The sequence below is a fragment of the Plantactinospora sp. B5E13 genome (genome assembly GCF_039871775.1).
GTDB lineage: Bacteria > Actinomycetota > Actinomycetes > Mycobacteriales > Micromonosporaceae > Plantactinospora.
In genome coordinates this window covers 179580-200969 of sequence record NZ_JBDPLT010000007.1, presented here as the reverse complement: position 1 = coordinate 200969, position 21390 = coordinate 179580, and the positions used below count along the sequence as shown (strand labels likewise).

The following is a 21390-nucleotide window of genomic DNA, read 5'->3' as shown; positions in this document are numbered from 1 at the left end:
TGGGGAGTAATCGGCATGAACGAGCTTCGGGAACTGCTTCGTCGGGAGCGCACCAGGCGCGGACTGACACAGGACCAGACCGGGGCGGCGGTCAACGTTTCCGCCTCCTCCGTCGGTGCGTTCGAGTCCGGGCGCATGGTGCCGATGCCGGACACCGCGCGGGCCTACGACACGCTTTTCGAGACCGGGGACGAGGTCCAGCGGCTCTCCGCGGAGGCGAGGTCGGAGGCACAGGCACCGTGGTTGCGTCCGTGGACCGACAACGAGCGGCGGGCCACCCTGCTGCGGTGGTTCGAGCACTCGCTGATCCCCGGTCTGCTGCAGACCGAGGCGTACGCCCGGGCGATCCTCGCGGTTGGGCCGCACCGGCCGGACCGGGTCGAGGAGTTGACGGCCGCCCGGCTGGAACGGCAGACCGCCGCGCTCGACCGGAACGACCCGCCAACGATGGTGGCGATCATCGGCGAGGCGGCGCTGCGCTACGGCAGCGGGCCGATGATGAAGGAGCAGCTGGAGCACCTGGTCGACATGGGCGACCGGCCGAACGTGCACATCCGGATTAGCGGGCGCGTTCATCATCGCCAACCTGCCCGGGGCCGGTGGGCCCCGGCTCAGCTACCTGGACGACCAGCTCCGGGGGCGGACCGTGGCCGACGTGGAGGACATGGCCGATCTCGACCGGACGTGGGAGAGTTTGAGTGCTCTCGCACTGCCGTGCGACCAGTCCCGCGACCTGATCCTGAGGATTCTCCATGAGCACAGCTGAACCGAGCTGGCGGAAGTCCAGCCGCAGCAGTTCGAACGGCGGCGCCTGCGTCGAGGTGGCCGACAACCTGCCCGACCGGGTGCTGGTCCGGGACAGCAAGGACCAGGCCGGTCCGGTGCTGACCTTCGGGCCGACGGCGTGGCGGAGCTTCGTCGGCCTGGCCAAGCGCGGCTGATCCGAGCGTTCGGGGAGTCCGTGACCACATTGTCGGGCCTCCCCGCCCTCGGGCAGCCCTTGGCCACATGTCAAGCGGCCGTCCTCCGCACACCTTGTCTGCGGCTGTAGCTGTCCGGTTACTGCGAACACGGAGGTGGCGAAAGCATGGCGCTGACCGAGAGACCCCATTGGCGTACCAGCACTCGCAGCGGTTCGAACGGCGGCGCCTGTGTCGAGGTGGCCGACAACCTGCCCGGCCGGGTGCTGGTCCGGGACAGCAAGGACCGGTCCGGCCCGGTGCTGGCCTTCGGGCCGACGGCATGGCGCGACTTCGTCGGCTTGGCCAAGCGCGGCTGAGCGGGCCGTCTCTGACGTCGTGAATCTTGGTATTCCAGCGCTGCTGTGGCGACGCGGGAATACCAAGATTCGCACTGATCACCTGGGCAGTCGGGGCTTCGCGGCCTTGAAGATGGCGATGGCGAAGTCCTTGTAGTCGATGTCCAGCGCCCTGGCCTCGACCCGGACCGTGAAGACGCCGTCCGGCAGCTTCACGTCAAGGATCCCGAAGTCGCTGTGCTCGAACCACCACGCGGTGACACCGAGGCCGGACACCGGCGGCGGGAACTGGAACTCCGGCTCGCCGCCCGGCTTCCAGGTCGTGACCACCCGGGTCGCGTCGTTGTCCACGGTGTACGTGCAGCGGTTCTCGTTTCCGGCCACCCTCTGCACCGGCTTGTACACGCGGGCCAGGTCGCTCACGATCTCGGTCAGCTCGTCACCCTTGACGAACCGGCAGCCCGCCGGCTTCGACGGGGCGGCGGAGGTGGCCGGCGCCGACGGCAGGGCCACCACAGAGGGTGTCGGGCTGGCGGTCGGCCTGCTGGCCAGGATCGCCGGCAGCTTCGACAACTCGAAGCTGGCCGAGCAGGAGTACGGAGCACGGTTGTCGGCGACCTGCACGCCGTCCACAGTGATTACGCAGGTCAGCCGGTACGACAGGTCCGAGCTGATCGCCTGCCCGCTGACGGACAGGAAGGTGAGCCCGGGCTTCGTGGTGACCTCGGTGGCCCAGACCGGCACGGATCCCGGCGACGTCGCCTCGACGTTGCCGCCGTCTGAGCCGGTGTACGTGATGGTCAGGTTCTCGTTGGCGGTGCCCGAGGCACTGATCGAGTACGAGACCTTGTGTGACGGTTCCTCCTGCGGTTCGGGTACGTCACCGGGCCCGCACCCGTTCACCAGCACCAGCAGTCCCACCAGTAGCACTGTCCCCGTTGATCTCACGCGGGCACTCTAACGAAACACTCCGTGTCCCTCGATCGCACGCAGGACGGGGTCAGCGGAGGGTGAACGGGGGCTCGGCGAGGCGTACCCGGAGGGGTTGTTCGGGGTCGAGCCAGGCGGCGTTCGGGGCGGCGTCGGGATCCGGTCGCCACCGGCGGCAGATCCGGTCCACGGCAATCGGATAGCCGGTCAGGGTGCCGTCGGCGGCCAGGTGCAGCCGCAGGAAGATCTTCGCGTCCTCGATGCCCTGGGCGGCGTACAACTCGTTGAGGTTGACCCCGAACGCGCCGGCGACCAGCAGGTAGAGCGCGGTCAGCTGGCTGGCGACCAGGCCGGCGACCGGCCCGTAGACCACCACGGCGGCGACCGCCGGCAGCGGCCACGGCGCGTCCCAGAACGGCAGCTGCAGCCAGGCCCAGGCGCCGATCGCGGCGAGCCCGATGTGTGCGAAGCCGTGGCCGAGCCCGAGCAGCCAGTGCCGGACGTGCCGTTTGCCGCTGGCGCTCGGCGGTTTGGCGAAAAACGCGGCGCCGAGCAGCGTCACCGCCAACATGATCACCAGTGGGATGCTGAACAGCCGCTGGGCGTTCGCCTCCGCCCTCGGCAGCGCCACTCCGGCCATGGTGAGCATCAGGCTCGTCTGCAGGACGCCGAGCAGGGTGGCGAAACCCGGGTTGCGCAGCGGCAGCCGGGCGAAGATGCCCCAGGCGTAACGCCGGGACACCGCCGGTTCCGGATAACGGCCGACCAGGTCGTACGACTCGCTGTGGCTGGTCCGCCGCATCAGGGTGTCCCGGGGCGGCACCTCGATCCGCTCCGGCAGCTTGTGCGTGGGATAGAGGTAGGCGCCACCGCCGCCACAGGTGATCAACTGCCGGTCCGGGCCGGCGTAGCGGGCGTAGTGGTGCAGGTCGCCGGAGAGCAGCAGCCGGACCTGCGCGCCGCGCGGCGCGACCACGGTACGGATGAAGTACTCGATCGTGTCGTACGCCCCGGGCAGGTCCACGGCCTTGACCCAGGACGGCTCTGGTACCGAGATGATCACCTTCGACTCCGGGGTGAGCCGGGTGGCCGCCTCCTCGAAGTAGCGCAACTGCGGATCGTCGAGGTACGCCCCGGACTGGCCGTCGAGCCCGTAGAGCCACCAGCCGCCGGGCAGTTCGACCGCGAAGTAGGAGCGGGCCTGCGGGGTCCGCCAGCCGCCGATGTCACCGCCCCGGGAGGCGGCGAAGACCCGCAGGAAGGCGGTCAGGCCGTCGTACCAGTCGTGGTTGCCGGGTACGGCGTAGAGCGTCGGCCGGGGCCGGTCGGCCGGCGGCTGCGGCAACGCCGCCTCGTACGGTCCCTTCGACCGGTTCTCGTACGCCTCGCCGCTGGCGGTCGGATAGACCTGGTCGCCGCCCATCAGCAGCATCTGCCCCCGGGGCAGCCGCTCCCCGTCGACCTCCAGTTCGGTTCGGGACAGCAGCCAGGCGACCGAGTAGGTGGCGTGGAAGCCGTCACCGAGGTCGGCGACGAAGTCGAGCCAGAGGTCCCCGTCCGGACCGACCTCCCGGTGAACCGGGCTCGGCAGCGAGTTCTGCAACTCCCGTTTGTCCAGGTACGCCCCGAAAAGCAGGGCCAGCAGCGTACGCAGTCCGGTGCTGATCAGGAGCAGCGGCGCGAGCCAGGGCACCGGCCGCTGCGGGGTGAAGCCGAGTTCCTTCGGGTCGAGGCTGCGCGGCCGGGCCGGGCCGGCCGGCGGGGACTCCGGCAGCACGGTCGGCCGGGACGGGTGGTCGGTCATCGATGAAAGCCTAGTCGGATCGGACACCGAGGCACTGTCCGGACGCTGACGCTCTGCCATGATCCCCTCGTGTCCGGCCGGGCCGTCGGCGAAACCCCTGCGGCGGGTCGCCGGGCGGTGTCGTACACTTGCCGACGTTGCCGCCTTAGCTCAGTCGGCTAGAGCGACGCACTCGTAATGCGTAGGTCGACGGTTCGATTCCGTCAGGCGGCTCGGCACGGAAGCCCAGGTCACCGACCTGGGCTTCGCTGTTTCCCGAGGTCGACAGTCTCGCTGCCAGCACTGCCACTCCTTCTCCCCGCGGCGTTTCCGGATCGAGCGACGCGACGGGCTGATTCCGGGCGGGGTTACTTCGTGTCATGCGGCGCACGCAGAGCGCTGTTCGCGGCCGAGGACGAGCCATCAGCGCGCCCCTGCGGCGGTTGACAGCAACGGCAGCGAGCGGATGCGGACCGGCCAGGGCGGAGACGGACGCCATCTCGAGCCGACAGCCGCTCATGGGACGGCGGTGGGCGTCGTGCACGGAGCCTGTGGGCGAGGGTGAGCCCGCTGGCGGCCTGTCTGTGGCGGGTTGCCGACCGGGCCTCGTGTCTTTTCAGGTGGAACGCGATCGGGAATATCGCTCCGCTGGACCCGGGAAGTCGTCTTCGGCGAGGGCCGCCCCGGGTCGGGCATAGCACAACAACGATCGTCTGCCCACCAACTGCGGAACGCGTTTGACAGGCTTGCTTTTCCGGTCCCGGGTTCCCGACAGTAGGCCACATGTCATGGTGGCGACGTTACCGATACTCCGTGCCCGGCGTTCCCCCGAGCGGTTCGGGGGGAGGCTGGGACGGCTACCGCCCATCGACCCTCACCGGCCGGCCCGTCGTGGCCGCCGCGCTGGCCCGGGCGCCGCAGCGGTTCGCCGACCTCGTCTTTGAGCCCGGGAGCCCGGAGCCGGCGCTGACGCAGGAGCAGTTGCTGGACAACATGGGGATCTCGACCGGCGACGGGTTGACCTGGGAGGTGGGAATCGACGACGAAATCAAGCCGGTCATCGACACCGGACCGGACGTGGTCGACGAGGATCTGATGGTCACCGCACTCGAAGCCCGACCCGGCGTCGTCTGGGCGCAGCATCCGGATCGGGAGTTCTACGAGATCCGGCTGGCCGAACCGATCCGGGCGGACGAGGCGCTGGCCCTGTTCATCGACGCGATCGCGCACGCCCACCGCGAGCTCGCCCAACGACTGCGGATCGACCTCGGGGAGTGACGGCACCGTCCAGGGCGCCGGCAGCGAGTCCGGGTCCTTCTTGTACGGGCCACTTGATATCACCAACGCTGCCTCCGAAGGCACCAAACTGCGTCATCAAGACCCATCCCCGCAGGGCCCCGGCAAAGTCGTGGGGCTGTCCGGCTTGATGTGGTTGGTGTAGACGCGCCCTTGCTGGTGGTAGCAGGGCGGGCATGACCGGTTCAGATAATCATCGAGCGAGACCGTCTACGCCATCACCGACCTCCGCGTCCACCAAGCCAAACCCGCCCAGCTCTCTGGCTGGATCCGCGGCCACTGGTCCATCGAGAACAAGGTTCACTGGGTCCGCGACGTCACCTACGACGAAGACCGCAGTCAAATCCGTACCGGCACCGGACCACAAGTCGTGGCCGCCCTACGCAACGCCGCCATCGGCGCCCTACGCCTCGCCGGGATCACCAACATCGCCGCCGCCAACCGACATCACGCCCGCGACAGCACCCGCCCGCTGGCACTACTCGGCATCACCTGACGACTTTGCCGGGGCCCTGGCACAACAACGCCGGGCTGTGCGCCATCTGTTACCTTGAAAGGCTCGTTTGCTGCCTTGGCGCCGTGATCCTCGACCTGACAACTCGCCGGAGGCTTTCGGGCCTCGGCCATAACCGCGGCGACGGTTACCTGTCAGCCCTGATCAACGCCTGTTTCGAGTGAGTGTGCCGATGTCCGCCGTACACCGCCGCGACAGTACGGGCGGTTATCGCATGTACTCGGCGTGTGCACTGAATGTGCGCAGGCTCCGTACCATCGATTAAACGACGCCGGGTGGTGGAGAATCCCCCGAGACTGGCCTTCGGATACGGTTCCGGATCAATGCGACACCGAGTTGGTGTGATGGGCGACGTGTATCGATGATGATAAGTGCTGCTGCCGTGTATCGCGGGCTGCGCGCCGTGTTGCTTGTACTTTGCATACGGCAATCATATTGGCAATCAGGACACTTTCTGCTCTCCGGACCCCGTTGGGACGGGTACGACGTGATTGTGGGAATCCAGCGCAAGGACTGCAGTTCCTGGGTGATCCGGAGATCCGACAAATTCGCCCGGGTAACGACATGACTCTGCGGTTCACCGTGCTTGGTACGGTCGCCGCGACCACGGACGGTGAGCCGGTCGGTGTGGCCCGGCCCCGCCGCCGGGCGGTGCTCGCCTACCTCCTGCTGAACGCCAACCGTGTGGTGTCGGTCGACCAGCTGACCACGGCGATCTGGGAAGGCACGCCGCCGGCAACGGCGCGGGCGCAGGTTCAGTCCGAGATCTCGGCACTGCGCTGGACGTTCCAGCGAACCGGCGACGCGACCCTCCCGCTGCTCACCAAGCCCGGCGGCTACGTGTTGGACCTCGCTTCGAACGAACTCGATCTGGCGACGTACACCGGGCTTGCCGAGTCGGCGCGAGCCGAGCGCGACCGCGGCCGACTTCCGGGTGCCCGCAAACTCATGCGCGACGCGCTGGCGCTCTGGGGCGGCCCGGCACTGGCCGGTGCCGTCGCCGGGTTCGTCGCCCCGGCCCGGCAACGGCTGGAGGAGACCCGGCTCGCCGACCTGGAATGCCTGATCGATATCGAGCTTCAGCTCGGCCTGCATCACGGCCTCATCTCGACGTTGACCCAGTACGTAGCCGAATATCCGTTCCGGGAACGACTACGCGGCCAGCTCGTGGTGGCGCTCTATCGGAGTAACCGGCAACCGGAGGCGCTCGAGGTGGCCCGGCGCGGCCGCCAGTTGCTGGTGGACGAGCACGGGCTCGACCCGGGCCCGTTCCTGCGCGAGTTGGAGTACGCCGTACTCCGGCAGGATCCGAGCCTCGACCTCGTCGCCGCACCCGATCCCGACCAACCCACCGTCGGCGAGCCGCCGGCCTCCCGCGTCGCCGCCCAGCCACGGCCAGCCCAACTACCGCCCGCGCCGCCACTTCTCGCGGGGCGCCAGACCGAGCTGGCGAATCTGGTCAGGCGGCTGGGCAGCGACCCGGACCGATCCGGGGACGCCGGGCCGCAGGTCGTGCTACTGCACGGCATGCCCGGGGTCGGCAAGTCCGCCCTGGCGCTCCAGGTCGCCCATGCCGTCACCGTCGCCTATCCCGACGGCCAGCTCTACGCCGACCTCGCCGGCAGTGGACAGCCGCGAGACCCGGACCAGGTTCTCGACGGATTCCTCCGCGCCTTGGGCGTCGCCGACGCGGTAATCCCGGTCGAGCAGGCCGAACGGGCCGCGCTCCTGCGCAGCCTCCTCGCGGAGCGGCGCTGCCTGCTGCTGCTCGACGATGCCGGCGAGGCCGACCAGGTCCTGCCGCTACTGCCGGCCGGGGCGGGCTGCGCAGTGCTGGTCACCACCCGCTGGCAACTCGACCTCCCGGGGGCCCACCGACACCTGGTGGCGCCGGTGTCGCAGGCGCAGGGACTCGAGATCCTCGCCGGCCATCTCGGCCCCGATCGGCTCGCGGTGGAACCAGCCGCCGTCCGGGCGCTCTGCATCCTCTGCGAGGGCCTGCCGCTGGCCCTGTGGTTCGCCGCCCGTCGGATGTACCGGGGCCGGTGGGCCGCCGACCTGGTGGCACTGCTGCGCGACCCGCAGCACCGGCTCGACGAACTGGGCGGCGACGACGGCTCGATGCGCGACGTCCTCGAACCGTCGTTCCGCAGGCTCGGAGCGGCGGCGAGCCTCGCACTGCGCCGGGTCGCGGTACTCCCGACCGTCACCATCCCGGACTGGGCGCCCGCGGTCTGCACCGGCCTGGCACCCCGCGAGGCGATGCAGGCCCTGGACGAGCTGGTCGGTGCCCACCTGCTGACGCCGGTGCCGCGCCAGAGCTTCGGCCCGCACCGCTACGTGCTCTCCGAGCTGGTCCGGGCCTATGCGCTCACCACCGCCGCGGACGAGCCGTCGTACGGTGTCGGATCCGCCGACCAGGCACTGGCGCGCTCGGTCGACGGCTGGAGCGTCCTGGCGCGGGAGGCCGCGTACCGGCTGGCGCCATCCCGTGCGCGGCGGATGGTCACCCGGCAGGTGTCGCCGGGAGGCTGTTCCCGGCCGCTGTTCACCCCGGCGGAGCTGGACCGGCTGCTCGCCGTGCCGGGTGACTGGTTCCACGAGGAGCAGGCGAACCTGGCGACGGTGGTGGCGGTAGCGAACGAGCGGGGCTGGACCAGGCCGGCGGCGCTGATCGTCGGTGCCATGCGCCGGGCTGCCCGACGCATTCACCCCGGCGACGAGCCGAGCACCGCCCGGTACGCCCGGACACTGTCCGAGGTGGCCCGGGACAGCAGCTCCGGTTGACGCCGGTGGGTGCCGCGCAGCGCGGTGACCACGGCCGTCAGCCACGTCCTGACCTCGGCCGTGGTCATTCGGACCTGGTAACCGGCGCCGTACTCCGGCGGTTCGAGGCACACCCCTCCGGTACGGACCGCCTGCGGTAGCCCGCCGACCCGGGTGGCCACCACCGGCACGCCGTGGATCACGGCTTCGCGGGCGACCATCCCGAAACTCTCCTGCCACAGGCTCGGTACGAGCAGCAGATCGGTCTCGGCGTAGAGCGCGCAGATGTCGGAGCGGTATCGCACGATCTCCACCCCGGGCAGGCTCGCCGGGTCGATGCCGAGCCGGGCGAGGTGGGTCGCGGTCCACCGCCCCTCGACGAACCGGAACCGGAACGGCAGCTTCGCCCCGTTCGCGGCCGCCACGAGGTGCATCACGATGCCAAGGCCCTTGGCCGGCTCCGGGTTGATGAACGTCAGTCGGTACGGCCCGGTACGCGCCGGGTCGCGGGGCCGCTCCGCGGGGCAGTCGCAGCCACGCAGGCACGGTTCGACAGCCCGAGCCGGGCGGCCGGTCTGCGACACGAACAGCCGCCGGGCGAACTCGGACGGGACCACCACCTCGTCGACCAGCCGCAGTGTCTGCGGCACGGGCCGCAGGTCGGCGGCCGGATGCTCCAGCACGGTCGGCACGCCAGCTGTCGCCAGCCGCCGCGCCAGCTCGGTCTCCTCGCCCAGATGCCCCCACAGCAGGGCGGCATCGGGCCGGTCCCGGGCCAGCAGGCTGCCCAGTCGCTCGGCGAGCGACCGCAGCCCGACCTCGTGGCCGGTGTCGGCGCTACCCGGCTCCATCGGACCATCGAGTACGGTCACCCGCTCGCCGGCGGCCCGCAGCGCCTCGGTGAGCTGGCGCAGGTGGACCGCCTCCCCGGAGCGGCCGGCGTGGATCCGGTGGACGCTGGTGACCAGGACATGGCTCATCGGTTGCCCCGTACCGCGCCGGACCGGTAGGCCGGGACGGCGAACTCGTCGCGGAGCCGGGTAACGGCGGCCACCCGACGCCGCAGCAGCGCGACGCTGTCCGGGTCGTCCTTGCGGTAGACGAGCGGTGCGAGCCAGACCAGCGCCCGGGCGTCGAGTGGGCGCAGGGTCCACGGGACGTCCGCCAGCACCGGGTCCGCCCGGACGGCGCGGGCGAAGGCAGCGACAACCGACGGGGCGAACGGTAGCGCCGCGGTGTGCCACTCCAGCCCTTGTGACAGTTGGCCGACCGCCTCCGGAAGGTCCCGGTTGCCGCCGATGATGCCCAGGTCGTCGTAGTTGCCGCCGAGTCGGGCGGCCAGCCGCTGCCCGTGCTGGCGGGCCAGCCGCTGCACGTCGGCGGTCTTGGCCCGCAGCATCGCGGGTGAACCGGCGGTGACATACAGGTCGAGGACGAGTCCGTCGTGGCTGCCGGTGACGCCCTGAGCGCGGCGGCGGGCCGGCGAGGCGAGGACGGTGGACGTCACCAGTTCCTCCAGGAGCATGTCCCGCCAACAACGCAGCAGCTCCTCGGTCAGCTCGGCGCCGGCGAGCAGCACCGGGGCGGCCGTCAGCACGGTCGCCACCGGCAGCACGTGCGTCAGCTCCACCACCACCGGTCCGTACCCGGCGGCCTGGAACAGTGACCCCTGTAGGTGCGGACCCGGTGGGTAGGGCAGCGCCCGCCGAACCCGGTCGTCGACCGCGTCCTCCCAGCCCAGACGCGTGAGTTCGCCGTCGCGGCTCAGCACGAGGAAGTCCCGACAGTGGCGTTCCCGCTCACCCAGGCCGGCGAGCAGGCCACGCTCCAGGGCGTTACCCAGCACCGAGGTGTGCGGGCCGGAGCCCGGCTCGGGCAGCTGGAAACGGGCCTCGGACCGCCGTAACGCCTCGTTGAGCTGCGCGAAGGTCACCCCGGGTTGCACCGTGGCGAGGCCGAGCTCGACGTCGAGGTCCAACCGGTCCAGTCGAGCCAGGCGGACGATCAGCCCGGGGGCGGAGACGCGGGTGTCGTCGTACCCCCAGTTGCGGCCTCGGGCGTCCACCCGCCAGGGCACGCCGCTGCGGTGCAGCATCCTGACCAGCGCGGTGAGCTGCGCCAACGACTCCGGCTCCAGCACCCAGTCCGGAACGTGTCCACCGGGTACGGTCGATCCGGCGGCGCGGGCCACCGCGGCACCGGTGTTCGCCAGCCGATCGAGCAGCTCGGTCGAGATCATATCCGCTCCAGGAGTGTGCGCACCCGGTCCGGGGCGACCCCGTACTCGTCCCGGAGTGTGTGCGTGACTGCCACGTACGCGGCGAGCAGGTGTTCCGCCGGCGCTCCTCGTTTGAGGTTCCACAGATGGCCGAAGTGTGGTGGATCGGTGAGCCAGCGCAGCGTCCGAGCGCACCACAGCGCGTCGAACAGGTTCACCACCGGCTGCCCCGCGACCGTGGTCAGATGAGTGGCGAGCACCTGCTCGGCAACTGTCATGTGCAGGTGGACGTCCCGGCCAGGGGTGGTCGGATTGTCGGCCAGGAAGCTGAGCCCGGCGTGGCTGATCCGGCGGGCCAGGTCCGGGCTGGCCGCCCGGAACAGCGACGTGTTACCGATCGTCGGCGGCGTGTCCGGCAGCTCCACCCCGGCGGGATTGTGCAGCTCGCGCAACCGGGAGTAGAAGCCGCCGCCACCGCGCTCCAGATGCGCGAAGATCGACCCGGCGGCGGGCAGACGTAGCCGGCTACGCAGGTAGGCGTCGGTGTCCACCAGGACCGCGTCCGGGTACCGGTCCAGCGCGAGCAGCTTCGGCAACGCGAAGCAGGCGACCCGGTCGTAGTGCTGGTCGAGATCCCGGTCGTCCAGCGTCTCGGCATGGTCGTAGCAGTCGAGCCAACCGAGCCGGTCGAGCCACTCCAGCGTGGGCGGGTCGGCGTAGAGCGTGATCGGGCCGGCGTACCGCCGCCACGAGAGGACACTCAGCAGCCAGGTCACCCGGGACAACTGCTGGTACGCCCGAGGCGGCCGGCTGGGCAGCTGCCAGTAGGCGTGCACACCACGTACTCCCTCAGCCACCGACGACCGCCGCGCCCGCCGCCGACTCGAGCCGGGACACGCCGGTGTCGTCCCGCACGATCCGCACCTGCCGACTGTCGAGGTGCTCACCGACCGGGCGATGACTGATCACGATCAGCGTCTCCACCCGCCGCTTCGCCACGACGAGCAGTCGTAGCTCCAGTTCCCGGTCCAGCGAGTTGGTCGCCTCGTCGAGGATCAGCAGCGACGGTCGGCGCAGCAGCGCCCGGGCCAACGCGAACCGCTGCACCTCTCCAGCGCTGAAGGTCGAGGCGTTGATCCGCAGCTTGGTCCGCAACCCGAGCCGCAACGGGCGCATCACCTCGGTCAGTTCCAGCTGGGCGAGCAGGTCGTGGATCTCCTGGTCGGTCACGTCGGCCGCCCCGCTGGACAGGCTGTCCCGGATCGTCGTGTGCAGGAAGTCGGACCGGGGCGGGACGTAACACACCAGCGGGCGGAGCCGATCCGGGTCCCAGTCCACGGTCGGCACCCCATAGACGGTCACCTGCCCGGCCGGCGCCGGGTCCAGGCCGCTGACGATCTGGGCCATGGTGGACTTGCCGACCCCGCTCACCCCGCTGACGGTCACCGTCTCACCCCGCTCCACCCGCAGGTCCAGCCGCAGGTCGAAGTGCTCCCTCGGGCGGTGCACCCGGACTCCCTCCAGCACCACCGCCGGCGCTCCGGGCACCGGCTCGGTACGGGCGCCCCGCTCCATCACCGGCAACGCGAAGAGACTCGTCACGTAACGCAGTTGCCGCTCCAGCGAGGCGGCGTTGGTGAGGCTCTGCGCGATCGCGGTGATCGAGAACAGCACGGTGCCCCCCAGGGTGAGGAACCCGAACAGCTCTCCGGTGCTGACCAGCCCTGCCGACAGCAGCACCGAGCCGACCACGAGGATCACGTACAGGCCGGCGAACCGCAGGGCGCTGCTCGGCCCGTACACCCAGGCCAACCGGTACTCGAGCCCGCGGACCGACCGATGCAGCAGGTCCAGCCGCCGGGAGTGCTCGGCCTCCAGGTGAGAGACCGCCCCGAGCCCCCGATAGGTGGTCAACCCCTCGGAGATGCCGATCAGGAGATCCTGGAGCTCGCCGTCGAGCCGCAGTTGCTCCTCGAAACGGCGGTTGATCGGCATCCGCCCGAGGATCGTGAGGATGATGTGGAGTACGGCGATACCGGTCACCACGCCGGTCAGCGGCAGCGACATCGTCGCCATGAACGTCAGCAGAATCACCACGGCGACCGCGTCGGTGAACAGCGACAACGCCAGGCCGGTGCCGGCCTCCCGGACGGCCCGGGCGCTCTGCACCCGGTTCAGCACATCGCCCGAGGTCATCTCGGTCCGCGCCGACGTACGGGTCAACCGGTCGACCAGCTCGCGCAGCATGGCCCGGTCGAACGACAGCCCGAGAGAGGTCAGCTGTCGATGTCGAACCCAGAACAGCACGCTGACCGCGACGCTGAACGCCACCAACGCGGTGACCAGGGTGGGGGTCGCGACCGTGCCGCCGACAGTGACCTCGTTCAGGTACGGCAGCAGGATCATGTTGAGCAGGGTCAGGCCGGTGTAGAGCAGCAGGCTCATCGCGAGAATCGGCACAACCTGCCGGAATCTGATTTTCCCGGAGCGCAGCATCGGCCACAGCCATTCGGCCCGAGCCGCCGCCCGCGGACGCCGAGGCGCGCCGACAGCCGGCTCCGGCGTGGCCGGCGACAATACCCAGCCGCTGGCCTTCTCCTGGTAGTCGGGTTCGGTCAGCCACCCGTACCCGACCGAGGGGTCGAAAATCCGTACCCGCCGCCCGCGCCGTCGCTCGACGGTGATGAAGTGGTCGGCGCGCAGGTGAACGATCGTGCCCGGGGTGAGTTCGGCGAACGGGAAGTCCCGCCGGCCCCGGTAACGCACGCCCACCACCGCGGCGCAGGTGTCCCGCAGGTCCTGTAGCGACAATGCGCCCCGGGTCGCCAGCGCATCCCGTAACGCCGACTCGGAGAACTGATGTCCCTGCAAACGCAGGCTGGCGATCAGTGCCCACACGCCGCAGTCGTTGTCCTCGGTCTGCAATGTCACCGTCATTGGCTGCTCCCCATCGTTGCGGCAACGGACCCGTCACCGAGGCTCACGCAGACTCCCCACCACGGCCGTGACGTGGTCTCGGTTTCCGCCAGCGCCAGCGCCACCCCGAGCGTCCCCTCGATCAGCGACAACTTGAGCGGCGTGTCAAGGACGGCGGTGACCGTTCGGTCGTCGGTCTGGTCCAGGTGACGGGCGAGCCGGGTCGCCAGCCGGGACCGCCGGCCCGGGCCGACCAGGTCCCACCAGCCCGGCGCGAGCCTGGTGGCCAGGCTCAGCCCGGCCAGGCCGTGGCAGACCGTGACGTCGGCGTCGGGGTCGGCCAGCAGTTCGTCGAGCCGTTGGACGGCCGGGCCGGTGATCGCGGCACTGACGATCCCCGCCAGCACCCCCGGGTCCACCTCCGGCCCCAGCGCGGTCAGCATCCCGGGCTGGCCATAGCACATGGTGACGCCGCCGACACCCAGCCAGCCGCGGTCGAGGACGTCGGGGGTCAACCGCTCCAGATGCCGGACCAGCGCGTCGACCGCCGTGGTCATCGGTCGGTCCTGGCCGTAGCGGCGGCCCAGCATCCGCAGCAGCAGGATTCCGCCGCTGCGGCCGTGGTAGAGACCGTACGACTCCTGCTCCATCACGGACATCGCGATCTGGGCCAGGGACCGTGCCATCCTGGCCCGGGTTGCCTCGTCGGCGAGGTCCCACCGGGTCATCGCGACCCCTCCGGCACCGTTGATCAGGTCGAGGTCACCGTTCTCGAGGTAGTGCCGGTAGAAGGCGTCGACCACGTCCACCGCCTCCGCCCGGGTCCGGGCCAACCTCTCGGCATGGCCGGGGCCAGGCGAAAGGCACTCACCCACCAGCCGATGACGCAGCCAGCCGACCCGGAAGTCGGGCACCTGCCCGCCCCGTACGGCCAGCTCGGTCAGGGACGCCGCCAGGGTTCGCTGACCCAGCCGGGACGCGAGCAGGGCGAGAGCGGCCATCGCCTCCGGACTCGCGTGCCCGCGCTGCCGTAGTTCGGCGACAAGCCGACGTAGCAGCCGCCGGGCCGCGTCGGACTCAGCCATCGACCGCTCTGCCGTGGGCTGCCCGCGCCTGCCGGCCCTTCAACAACCGCGCTGCCGCCAGCACGAGTTCCGGCTCGCGGCTCACCGCGCGGGCCAGCGGCAGTCCACGGTTGACGCTCATGTGGATGAGGGCGCTCAACGCCGTGGCGTAGGCGTCCCGGTCCAGGCGGTCCAGGTAGTCCAGGGCAGGCTCCGGCTCGGCGAGTGCGGCGTCGAGGGCCTGCTCCAGGTCCGGCCGAGCAGCCCGGAAGGTCGCCATCCACTCCCGCTGGGACCGCGAGCTGGGCAGCCGGGGGTCCAGGCCGCGCAGGTCGCAGAGCATCGCCAGGGCCCGCTCCTCGCCCGCGAGCTGCTGGCACCAGGCGGCGATCCGGGAAACCGCCAGGTTGTACCGGCCCGCCTGGTCCGGGCCGGCCGCGAGCCGCTGCGCCCACCAGGCCGAGTCGGCGCAGAACAGCCGCACGGCGTCGGGCCGGGTCGCTCTGCCGCCGTACCGGTAGTCCTCCGGTGTCCAGGTCCGGAGGTCGACCTCGCAGGGCTGCTGCGGCACCATCGCGGCCAGGTGGGTGCGCAGATCGGCCAGGTGCGACTCGGCATCGACGTCGCGATGCACCCGGACCCGCAGGTGCGGCCGCTCGTCGTGGTAGCGGATGTAGAACAGGTGGGCCCGGCGCATCAACGTCACGATCTCGGGGCGGGCCAGCCAGAGCTCCACCACCCGCTCCGGTGCGTAGACGTACCAGCTCGTCCACTCCGGGTCGGCGACCGGCTGCCGGTCCACCAGCCGGGTTCGCGCCATCGGTCGGACCGGTTCCGGATCAGGGCCCCGCCAGGGCACCCACACGTCGTGGAGGTGCCCGCCCAGCTCCGAGTCGACAAGCGTCGCCACCGGCAGGGCCTCGTGCAGCATCAGCCGGCTCTCGCGACGGAGGCGTCGGACGAACCACCACCGCTGGGTGGCGTCGGTGAGATCCAGCCGCATGGTCACATCCGGTCCCTCGCTCGCGTCCAGTTGCGGCCCGAGCCCCACCTCCGTGAGCACGTCGCACAACCGCACCGGGTCCTCGGCCAGCGCCAGAAGGTCGGCGCGGTGCTGGGCGTCCAGGACCACGCTGCGCCGGGCCACCAGGCAACGGCCGGCGGTGATCCGCGGAGCCATCCCACCCGGCGGCGCCCACAGGCTCGGGTCGGCGGTCAGCGCCGGGCCGTTGGCCTCGTCCAGCAGCAACCCGAGGAGCTGCACCAGCCATGGATTGGCCCGGTTGGCCAACGTGAGCGGGCTGTCCCACCGCAGTTGCACGTAGCGCCCGTCGGACCGGTGGACCAACTGGAGCCGCCCGGCCAGCACGGTCACGGCCAGATCCGCCAGTCGCAGGTCACCGGCACGGGGCGGCAGGTTGAGGTTGAGCCGGGGCAACCCGCTCTCCGGCCGCCGGACCAACGGCGCCCGCCGGTCCGGCGAGACCCATCCGATCTCCACCGGAAGCCAGCCGGCGTCCACCGCACCGAGGTCGAGCTTCGGGATCCCCAGCTGGTCAGCGAGCCGCGCGCCGGGCCCAGCCCAGAAACCCGGCAGGACCAGTTTGATCCAGGCATCCGTTCCGGCCACCGGTTCGGCCAGCAGCGCGCCGTTGACCATGCCGAACTGCGGCTGGGCGAACCCCACGCCATCCCCGGCGCGCGACGGCTCCCGGGCCCGCCACTGGTCCAGCGTGACCGCTTCCTGCCACCACCGCACCGCGCCGCTGTCGCGACGGGCCCGCGGCACGAACAGTCGCCGCGCCGGGTCCGGGCGGTCGCTCTCGGCCTCGGCCTCCTGCCGCCGCCAGCTGCCCAGCGGATGGTCCACCGGAGCGGTCAGCAGCCACACCAGAGGCACCGCCCCGCCGCTGTAGCCGCCGGCCACATGGTCCCGCACCCGGTCGAGCCGCTGGGGTCGCCACTGCACCCGCAGGAGCTGCGCGGCCCCGTCGAGCAGCGCGGTCGTGCCCGCCCTGGGTAGTCGGGCCCGGACCTCGCTGAACGCGTCCACGAACTGGTCGTCGCGGAACGGCCGCTCGGTGGCCAGCGCCGCCTTGACCGCCTCGGTGGGCGTGGCCGGCTCGGCCAGGTCGACCAGCATCGGTGGCGTGTGCTCCGGCAGCAGCAACCGTCGGCCCACACACAGGTCGAACTGGGCCTCGCCGCCGAGCAGAGCCGCCCATTCCTCCGCTGACCGGGGTGCGGCGGCGAGCTGTGCGGCGAGTCCCTCCGCGAGCTGGCGTACACCCGGGGCGTCCGATATCGAGGTGACCCCGCCCCTGCCCGGGTGCAGGTACGACCACCGGCCGTGCTCGGCGGCGAGGGAGGGATTGACGAACCACCCGCCGGTCTGCCGCGGCAGGTCGAGGCGGCGCAGCCGCACGTCGGTCCCGAGTTCGAGCCGGGTGGCCGGTGCGCCACCACCCTTGTCGTCGACCTCGGCGAGCAGGCTGAAGCTGAACACACCGAACGGGGTCGGGCGGTAGGTGGCCCGGCTGCCGTAGATCGCCAGCCGAGTCGCCGGATCCTGCCAGTCCCGGTCCTCCTCCGCCGCCCGCTGGAACACGGTCGCGTAGTCGACGGCCAACTCCAGCAGCTGCCGCGCCAAACCCTCGGGCGCGGCGGTGGCTGGCACCGCCGGCAGCACCGGGATCCGGAGCAGGCACCAACCCGGCGTCGACAGTGGCGGCGGTGAGGTCATCGGGGCGTTCCTTCCAGGGCCGGTGAGCCCGGCTTCGCGTTGACCAACCTGGACGGCCGCATCGCCGCGTGTGGCCGCATGGTCGTGATGTCGATGCACGCCTGCTCCAGCTGCCGCCGGACCTCCGGATCCGTCGAGTCGCAGCCCTCCGCCAGCGCGAGCGCGGCATCCAGACCGATGTGGTAAGCGGCGCTCAACATCAGCAGGAACTCCTGCCGCAACGCCGGCGAGAACAGTCCGAGCCGCCCTGCTCGGGCCAACGTGTCGAAGCTGTGCAGCATCCCGGTCAGGCCGCGCCGGGCGAGGGTGTTCCGGGCGGCCGCGTCGGCGTAGGTGGCCTGCCACGCTCCGGGCGTCGGGCCTGGGCCGAGCAGCGCCAGCAGCCGTTCGGCGAGCCCGATCGCCACCCCGGGCATGTTCGCCAGGAACAGGTCCGGATCAGCGTAGATCCCGATCGGTCGATCGGCCGGGACGTCGGTCATGTCGACCACGTCCGCCGGCGACACGCGGACGCCGCTGGCCCGCAGGGTGTGGCTGGCGGTCGCGAGCAACCCCGGCCCCTCCCACGGGTGCACCACCTCCAGCCGGCCCCGCTCCACGAGGACGGTCGTGCGGCGTCCCGCCACGGGCTCGCACCCCATCGCCATGACGGCAGCCCGATGAGACCCGGAGCCGAATCGCCAGGACCCGTCAAGCACCAGCCCGCCATCCGCGCCGGTACGGAGCCGGCCGACCGGGGCGACCACGCCGTACAGCTCGTTGTCGCCGACGTACCACCTCGACAGCAGTTCCGTCGACGCGTAGGTGGACAGATAGTGCGCGGTGCCGTTGGCAATCATGCACAGCCATGCGTGGCTGGCATCCTTGTGGGCGGCGGTCCGAACGAGGTCCAGGCCCGCTACCAGGCTCTGGACCTCCTCCGGACCGTCTCGCAGCCACAGCAACGGAGGGCTGAGCTGTTTCACCGGTCGTAAACCAACCTCACCGAACGTCGTGTACCAAGCTCACGGAACTCAGTACGTGCCACCGGGCGGCGGCCCGCTGCAGTCGATCGAGCCGCAGACAGCCCGGGTGGCAATGATGATGGTGCGAGTGACGCACGCGATGGTGGTGCCGCCCGCGGTCTTGTCCCAGGTGTCGACGTCGACACCGGCCAGGTCGAGGTCGTCGAGGTCGACGAAGTACTCGGCCTGGTCAGCCACGGTGAAACCCGCGGCGCTGTTGTCGGCCATACCAGTCCCTTCTCGGATCCGTTAGGGCTCGGTGCCACGCGGAGGTTCCGCGCACGCCCTGATTGGTGGCCAGTGTGATCAAGGGACTTATGCGTCGACTACGCGTTCGCTGTCCGGCTCGGCCGCCTCGCGCGCATCCACGCCGCGCTGGCTGGTCAGCAGGCCGACCGGGGCTGCCGCGAAGCCCACCTGGTACTGCTCGCGCGGCCGGGTCCGCCGGCCTCGACGTGGTCGACGAGAACGCTCACCGGGGTGGAGAGGCCGGCCGGTGTTCGATGACTGCCGACGAGGAGATCCGTACGCGACATCCTGGCCAGGTGAAGTAGCAGGCCGTAGCGTCATCACATGGCGGATGTCCCGTATGTTTTCGCTTCGGGAAAGCGGATTGCGGCCCTCAGGGACACGACCGTGTATCTGCTCACCGTCGAGCTGTGGAGCCGCAACCAGGTAACGGTTCGGCTGGTCGGCGAGCTGAACGAGCGGATGCGGTCGGCGATCGCCGTCTACAACGCGGCCCTGGAGGGCTGGACGCCCGACCGGGGCAGGGACGCGGTCCCCAGGTCGCCCGGGGAGAAGATGTTCGACGCACTCGAGGTCGTCCTGAGCGACGAGGTGGGCACGGTCTACACCTGGGAGTCGGGCAGCAGTGGCGGGACGGGGCATGAGTTGCTGTGCGAGTGGCATTTTCGGGCGTCGCCCGACCTGCGGGGAGGCCGCATCACGCTGACCGTCACAAGCGGCGAGGGCTCGGGCGGCTCGGAGGAGATCATCGTTCCGTGCTGAGAGCGCGGCGGCACCCGTCGTGTCATCCCGGGCTGACGGCCCGCGCTCGGATCATCCGGTTACTGTGACCATGGCGACGGCGGCCGAGGTGCGTTGTCGTACGCGCTTGCTACGGTGCGCCGCAGTTGGCCGGTCAGAGCAACCCCAGGTGGGACAGCGCGGCTACGGGAGGCGGGCACTGGTAGGTCTCTGGAGTGCTCCCGGGACTGAATATGGGACACCGCGACCCGCCTCCCGCCACGCACGCCACGAGCCCGAGGTGGGCGGTTCCCGTCCAAGCCGCAAGAGGTCGACGGCTTGCCTCCCCGGCGTGGTCAGAGGAACCATGGCCCACATGTCGATCATGGTTCGTTTCCTGGCGTCCGACGACTGGCCCGGACTGTGGCCGATGCTGAAGGACATGGGGGTGAAAGGTGATCACCCCGATGCCCAACACCGGCGGTTCCTCGACCTGCTCGCGGACCCGCGATGGGGTTTCCTGGGCGCCCACGCGAACGACGAGTTGGCGGGATATGCGGCCGTCCAGGACTACGGTCCGCACCTTCGATCAGGCGACGAGCACGGATCGCCCGGCTGCACGATCTCTACGTCCGCCCCGACCTTCGCCTCGGCGGGGTGGGGCGCTGGACGGCTGGCTTCACCGCGTATAGGAGTGCGGGCCTTCGAACCACCGGCTGAGGTACTCGGATTGGATCTCGCCGGTCAGCAGGCCGACCAGGGCTGCCGAGAAACCCACCTCGTACTGCTCCCAGTACGGCCCTTCCTCCTTGAACACCACCGGCCAGTCGTCGGGTGCTACACCGGGCTTGACATGCCAGAAGAGGAAGTCGCCGTTGCCGGTGCGTCCCCACGAGAGGAGGTCGTCACCCGGCTCGAACCAGACCGGCACGTCCGCGCGGCCGGGTTCCCACCGTGAGGCGTCACCCAGGTGCCAGCCGTCGAGATCGTCGCCCAGTGCTCCGAAGTCCAGGCGGACGCACTCCTGAGCCCAGGTGTTGTGCCCTACCAGGTCCACGCCGTCAGGTGGTCCGCCGGGGGCGCACACGGTCAGGTGGTCGTCAACGCGGCCGGCACCGTGAGCGCTGACAAAACGCTTGTAGTCGTCCGGAAGCGTCGTAGCCAGCGCGGTCTCGACAGGCAGCCAGTCGGGTCCATCCCCGGCCGCGTCGGGCGCAGGCAGCCCCAGAATTTGGGCCAGGCGTTCCGTCAGGTCCGACCTGTGCCGTTCGCCGTTGGAATCACGCACCTTACCGGCCTTCGTCTTCGTCGTCGTAAACCTCGCTCGGGACCAGGGCGGCCATGAATTCCTCGAAGGACTCCGCGACCTGTCGGGGAATCCTATCCTCATCGACGTACACCACCGCCGGCTCGCCGCCCGGTCCGGTCCGGGAGTAGTCGAGCATGACCGTGTCGGGACCGGCCGCCGGCGTCACACCGAGCACCACCCCGACCTGCGGGTAGCCCCACTCGGAGATCAGGTCGGCGGACACGGTGTCGATCCCCTCCGCGTATCCGAGGCCCATCAGGACATCCACCTGGAAGTGGCCGGCGGCCCACGACGTCCGGAAGTCGGTGGGACAGCAGTTGTTCGTCAGGATCCCGCCGTTCTGGCGATACATCAGCGCCAGGTAACTCCGGGGCAGGCGTACCCCGAGCGTTTCCTCGGCGCGTCGCACGATGTCCGCGGTCAGCGGCGGTCCTACCCACGGCGACGTTCCTGGTTCGAATGGAACCGTCATCTCAGTGCCCGCCTGGTGTGGAGCACGGCGGCGGAGCTCCGTGGTGATCCCGCCTCCGGCTCTGCTGTTCCGCAGAACACCTTCAGGCCCACGATCGGGGACTGTACCGCCATCGGGTACGGCCGTCGCCGCCGTACCGGATAAACCT

General features: G+C 70.6%; 19 protein-coding genes and 1 tRNA gene. 8 read left to right on the top strand and 12 right to left on the bottom strand.

Annotated elements, in window-relative coordinates; genetic code table 11:
- Positions 1 to 15 precede the first annotated feature (15 nt).
- From ABGB05_RS09445 to ABGB05_RS09435, 3 genes are all read left to right on the top strand, one after another.
- Entirely contained in the window at positions 16 to 756 is a 741-nt protein-coding gene (locus ABGB05_RS09445) for a helix-turn-helix transcriptional regulator (protein ID WP_347652824.1), read from the top strand.
- The gene (locus ABGB05_RS09440) at positions 753 to 941 is read left to right on the top strand and encodes a DUF397 domain-containing protein (RefSeq protein ID WP_347652823.1); all 189 of its coding nucleotides are present in this window, start codon (positions 753 to 755) and stop codon (positions 939 to 941) included. Before ABGB05_RS09445 ends, ABGB05_RS09440 begins: the two co-directional genes overlap by 4 nt.
- Before the next feature lie 146 nt (positions 942 to 1087).
- Positions 1088 to 1279: a DUF397 domain-containing protein gene (locus tag ABGB05_RS09435; RefSeq protein ID WP_347652822.1), complete on the top strand. Its 192-nt coding sequence runs from the start codon at positions 1088 to 1090 to the stop codon at positions 1277 to 1279.
- A 78-nt stretch (positions 1280 to 1357) separates the two neighbouring features.
- Here ABGB05_RS09435 and ABGB05_RS09430 read toward each other — a convergent pair whose 3' ends face one another.
- Entirely contained in the window at positions 1358 to 2179 is an 822-nt protein-coding gene (locus ABGB05_RS09430; protein ID WP_347652821.1) for a hypothetical protein, read from the bottom strand.
- A 79-nt stretch (positions 2180 to 2258) separates the two neighbouring features.
- A complete protein-coding gene (locus tag ABGB05_RS09425) occupies positions 2259 to 3992 on the bottom strand; it encodes a metallophosphoesterase (protein ID WP_347652820.1) in 1734 nt (577 codons plus the stop codon).
- A 139-nt stretch (positions 3993 to 4131) separates the two neighbouring features.
- On the opposite strand from ABGB05_RS09425, the gene ABGB05_RS09420 reads away from it, so the two are divergent.
- The 4 genes from ABGB05_RS09420 to ABGB05_RS09405 all read left to right on the top strand — a co-directional run bounded on the left by ABGB05_RS09420 (position 4132) and on the right by ABGB05_RS09405 (position 8568).
- Positions 4132 to 4205, top strand: a tRNA-Thr gene (locus tag ABGB05_RS09420).
- A gap of 579 nt (positions 4206 to 4784) precedes the next feature.
- The gene (locus ABGB05_RS09415) at positions 4785 to 5249 is read left to right on the top strand and encodes a hypothetical protein (protein ID WP_347652819.1); all 465 of its coding nucleotides are present in this window, start codon (positions 4785 to 4787) and stop codon (positions 5247 to 5249) included.
- A gap of 388 nt (positions 5250 to 5637) precedes the next feature.
- Positions 5638 to 5763 carry a hypothetical protein gene (locus ABGB05_RS09410; RefSeq protein WP_347652818.1) on the top strand — a complete coding sequence of 42 codons (126 nt, stop codon included), beginning with the start codon at positions 5638 to 5640 and terminating at the stop codon, positions 5761 to 5763.
- Positions 5764 to 6345: 582 nt separating this feature from the next.
- Positions 6346 to 8568: a BTAD domain-containing putative transcriptional regulator gene (locus ABGB05_RS09405; protein ID WP_347652817.1), complete on the top strand. Its 2223-nt coding sequence runs from the start codon at positions 6346 to 6348 to the stop codon at positions 8566 to 8568.
- Here the strand turns inward: ABGB05_RS09405 and ABGB05_RS09400 are convergent.
- The 8 genes from ABGB05_RS09400 to ABGB05_RS09365 all read right to left on the bottom strand — a co-directional run bounded on the left by ABGB05_RS09400 (position 8490) and on the right by ABGB05_RS09365 (position 18720).
- A complete protein-coding gene (locus ABGB05_RS09400) occupies positions 8490 to 9527 on the bottom strand; it encodes a glycosyltransferase (RefSeq protein ID WP_347652816.1) in 1038 nt (345 codons plus the stop codon). The two genes, ABGB05_RS09405 and ABGB05_RS09400, sit on opposite strands and share 79 nt — an antisense overlap.
- A complete protein-coding gene (locus ABGB05_RS09395) occupies positions 9524 to 10786 on the bottom strand; it encodes an FAD-binding protein (protein ID WP_347652815.1) in 1263 nt (420 codons plus the stop codon). Before ABGB05_RS09395 ends, ABGB05_RS09400 begins: the two co-directional genes overlap by 4 nt.
- Entirely contained in the window at positions 10783 to 11622 is an 840-nt protein-coding gene (locus ABGB05_RS09390; RefSeq protein WP_347652814.1) for a hypothetical protein, read from the bottom strand. Before ABGB05_RS09390 ends, ABGB05_RS09395 begins: the two co-directional genes overlap by 4 nt.
- The gene (locus ABGB05_RS09385) at positions 11615 to 13702 is read right to left on the bottom strand and encodes an ATP-binding cassette domain-containing protein (RefSeq protein ID WP_347652813.1); all 2088 of its coding nucleotides are present in this window, start codon (positions 13700 to 13702) and stop codon (positions 11615 to 11617) included. The genes ABGB05_RS09390 and ABGB05_RS09385 overlap by 8 nt, the downstream gene beginning before the upstream one ends.
- Positions 13699 to 14766: a hypothetical protein gene (locus tag ABGB05_RS09380; RefSeq protein ID WP_347652812.1), complete on the bottom strand. Its 1068-nt coding sequence runs from the start codon at positions 14764 to 14766 to the stop codon at positions 13699 to 13701. Before ABGB05_RS09380 ends, ABGB05_RS09385 begins: the two co-directional genes overlap by 4 nt.
- The gene (locus ABGB05_RS09375; RefSeq protein WP_347652811.1) at positions 14759 to 17488 is read right to left on the bottom strand and encodes a thiopeptide-type bacteriocin biosynthesis protein; all 2730 of its coding nucleotides are present in this window, start codon (positions 17486 to 17488) and stop codon (positions 14759 to 14761) included. Before ABGB05_RS09375 ends, ABGB05_RS09380 begins: the two co-directional genes overlap by 8 nt.
- Positions 17485 to 18327: a hypothetical protein gene (locus ABGB05_RS09370; protein ID WP_347652810.1), complete on the bottom strand. Its 843-nt coding sequence runs from the start codon at positions 18325 to 18327 to the stop codon at positions 17485 to 17487. Before ABGB05_RS09370 ends, ABGB05_RS09375 begins: the two co-directional genes overlap by 4 nt.
- 174 nt (positions 18328 to 18501) lie before the next feature.
- Positions 18502 to 18720, bottom strand: a complete 219-nt coding sequence (locus ABGB05_RS09365) for a hypothetical protein (protein ID WP_347652809.1) — start codon at positions 18718 to 18720, stop codon at positions 18502 to 18504.
- A 345-nt stretch (positions 18721 to 19065) separates the two neighbouring features.
- Here ABGB05_RS09365 and ABGB05_RS09360 point away from each other — a divergent pair, with 345 nt between their 5' ends.
- Positions 19066 to 19503, top strand: coding sequence for a hypothetical protein (locus ABGB05_RS09360; RefSeq protein ID WP_347652808.1), 438 nt, complete (start codon positions 19066 to 19068; stop codon positions 19501 to 19503).
- A 637-nt stretch (positions 19504 to 20140) separates the two neighbouring features.
- On the opposite strand, the gene ABGB05_RS09355 is transcribed toward ABGB05_RS09360, so the two are convergent.
- Together ABGB05_RS09355 and ABGB05_RS09350 are read right to left on the bottom strand one after the other, a co-directional pair.
- Positions 20141 to 20749, bottom strand: a complete 609-nt coding sequence (locus ABGB05_RS09355) for a hypothetical protein (protein WP_347652807.1) — start codon at positions 20747 to 20749, stop codon at positions 20141 to 20143.
- A 1-nt stretch (position 20750) separates the two neighbouring features.
- The gene (locus ABGB05_RS09350; protein WP_347652806.1) at positions 20751 to 21242 is read right to left on the bottom strand and encodes an SMI1/KNR4 family protein; all 492 of its coding nucleotides are present in this window, start codon (positions 21240 to 21242) and stop codon (positions 20751 to 20753) included.
- Positions 21243 to 21390: the final 148 nt, after the last annotated feature.